We start from the raw sequence: 3,007 nt of genomic DNA on the forward strand, positions 1-3,007 counted from the left end.
ACCCGGCCACAGCCCCCTGCGCTGGGTGCCGGAGTATGAGGAGTATTTCTTCAGCCAGTGGCAGGCGGAAAGCTTCGATGAAAGCTGGCAGAAACCCGGCCTTTACGCCCTCGGCCATATGGATACGATCCCGGATATTCCGATTCTGCTGATCTCAAGCTGGTACGATCCTTACCCGCGCTCGGCGGCGGAGAATTTCGCGGCCCTCACCGGCGGCACCCGCAACAGCCCCGCCTTTTTGGTGCTCGGCCCCTGGCTGCACGGGCGGCGCAGTGACACCCATTCGGGCGATGCCGATTTCGGCCCAGCAGCGACGCTCGACGGGGCGCTGGCGGAAAACTTCCTTCAGTTCCGGCTCGATTGGTTCAATCGGCTGTTTGGCCGCGACGCCCCGCCGCCACCGCCCGCCGTGCGCTACTTCCGCATGGGCGGCGGCACAGGCCATAAGACCGCCCAAGGCCGCTTGGATCACGGCGGCGCGTGGATGCAGGCCGACGCCTGGCCGCCGAGCGCAACGACGCAGGATTTCTTCCTAACCAAAGACGGCGGCTTTTCCCGCGAGGCGCCTGAAGACGTCGTGCGCTATCGCAGTTACCTGTCCGACCCCGCCCACCCGGTCCCCAGCATCGGTGGGGCGATTACCTCCGGCGCGCCAATTATGGACGGCGGCGGCTTCGATCAGCGGGAAGCGCCGCGTTTCTTCGGCTCCCGTGCCCCCTATCTGCCACTCGCCAGCCGCGCCGATGTGCTCGTATTCGAAACCGCCCCTCTCGAAGACGATTTAGACGTGACCGGGCCGATTGTGGCCGAGCTTTTCGTACAATCTTCTGCCCCGGACGTGGACCTGTGTATTAAGCTAATCGACGTGTACCCGCCCTCGCCCGATTATCCGCAAGGGTTCGCCCTCAATCTGACCGACGGCATTCAGCGCTGCCGCTTCCGCGACGGCTGGGAGGTGCCTCAGCCGATGGAGCCTGATCGTATCTACCGCGTGCGGGTCGAAGCCTTTCCCACCGCCAACCTGTTCAAAGCCGGGCACCGCCTGCGCCTCGATATTGCCAGTTCCAACTTCCCCCATTTCGACGTGAACCCGCAGACCGGCGCCCCCGCCTGGAAAAGCGGCCCGACCCAAACCGCCACCGTGCGGCTCTACTTGGACGCGGCGCACCCGTCGCGCCTGCTGCTGCCCGTTAACCCCACAGCAACGCCGCTGCTTAACCAAACCTCAGGGAGATGAATGATGAATTTTCGATGGATGCGCCCGCTGGCCCTCGGCATCGGCCTAACCGCAACCCTGATTGGTGGCAGTGCGTTGGCCCAAGCGCCCGACCTTATCATCGCGCGCGGCAACGAGCCCGTTTCGATGGACCCGCAGTTCGCCCGCACGGGCAATAATCAGATGACCGCCGCCCATGTTTTCGAGCGCCTCGCCGGGGTCGATGAAAATATGCGCGCGACGCAGCAGTTGGCGCTCGCGTGGAAAGCCCTGTCGCCGCTGGTATGGGAAGTTAAGCTGCGCCCCGGTGTCACGTTCCACGATGGCAGCCCGTTTACGGCGGAAGACGTGGTGTTTTCGCTCCAGCGCCCGCCAACCATTCCGAATTCTCCTGCGTCCTTCGCCCCCTCGGTCGCCGGGATCGAGAAAATGGAGATTATCGACCCGCTGACCCTAAAGATCACCTCGAAAACCCCGGACCCGCTGTTCGTGAATGAAATCGGCCGGGTGTTCATCGTCTCGAAAAAAGCCGCCGAGGGGGCCAGCAACGATCAATTCAACAAAGGCACCGCCACGATCGGCACCGGCCCTTATAAGTTTGTCGATTGGACGCCGGGCGGGCAACTCAACCTTGTGCGATACGACGGCTATTGGGGCAAAAAGGCCGAGTTCGAGCGGGTGCAACTGCGCTTCATCAGCAATGCCGCCTCCCGCGTGGCCGCGCTGAAGGCGGGCGACGTGCAGATGATCGATCTGGTGCCGCCGAACTTTGTGGAAGAGCTAAAGAAAGACGCGAATATTCAGGTCGCCGAAGCCGATTCGCTGCGCCTGATCTATCTCGCCCTCGATAGCGCCCGCGACGTAAGCCCCTTCCTGACCGATATCGACGGCAAGCCGCTCACCAGCAATCCGCTCAAAGACGTGCGCGTGCGCCAAGCCCTGTCGAAACTGATCGACCGGCCCCGCCTGATCGAGCGCGTGTTGACCAATGCCGGAACCGCGTCCGGGCAAATGGTGCCGGAAGGCGTGTTCGGCTATAATCCCGACCTGAAGCCGACCGCCTTCGACCCCGAGGGCGCAAAGAAGCTGCTCGCCGATGCGGGTTGGGCGAAGGGCTTCGGCATCACTCTGCACGGCTCGAACGACCGTTTTGCGCAAGACAGCAATGTGACCCAGACCATCGGGCAATTATTCGCGCGCGGCGGGTTGAAGGTGAACGGCATCCAAAGCCTGCCCTATAGTGTTTTCGCCAAAGCGGCCACGGCGGGCGAGTATTCCGCTTTCCTGTTCAGCTATGGTTCGACCACCGGCGAAGCCTCGGCGGGCCTTGATAGCGTGCTGCATACTTACGATAAGGAAAAGGGCCTGGGTGGCAATAACCGCACGCGCTATTCCAACCCGAATTTCGATCTGCTGCTCGAACAGGGCATGGCCGAGTTCGACGACGAGAAGCGCGAAATTCTGCTGCGCTTTGCCGCCAAAGCTGCTTTCGAGGATGTCGGCATTATTCCGCTCTACTGGCAGAAGGTCGCCTGGGCGACGCGCAAGGGCTTCGTTTACCAAGGCCGCCGCGACGAACATACGGTCGCTATGAATGTTAGCCGCCAGTAGGCGGCGGGGAATGTTAACCGCCCATAGGCAAGAATGGCGGGTCGCGCTGGCGGGTCAATCGCTGATCCGCCACGATCCGCTTCCGGGGGCCGGGGCGGACACCTTAGCGCTGGTCGATCTGCTGCGCGGCTGCGATGCTGCCTTCACCAATTTCGAAGGCAGCATCGCAGGCCGCTTCGG

General features: G+C 62.7%; 2 protein-coding genes. Both read left to right on the forward strand.

Going from position 1 to position 3,007, the window contains the following annotated elements; translation table 11 throughout:
- Positions 1-1,237, forward strand: a 1,237-nt coding sequence (locus ACIQ36_RS19695) for a CocE/NonD family hydrolase (protein ID WP_395832526.1), incomplete at its 5' end; no start/stop codon positions are given.
- Positions 1,238-2,827: an ABC transporter substrate-binding protein gene (locus ACIQ36_RS19700; protein WP_395832528.1), complete on the forward strand. Its 1,590-nt coding sequence runs from the start codon at positions 1,238-1,240 to the stop codon at positions 2,825-2,827.
- Positions 2,828-3,007: the final 180 nt, after the last annotated feature.

The sequence above is a fragment of the Elstera sp. genome (genome assembly GCF_044372965.1).
In the GTDB taxonomy this organism is placed as follows: domain Bacteria; phylum Pseudomonadota; class Alphaproteobacteria; order Elsterales; family Elsteraceae; genus Elstera.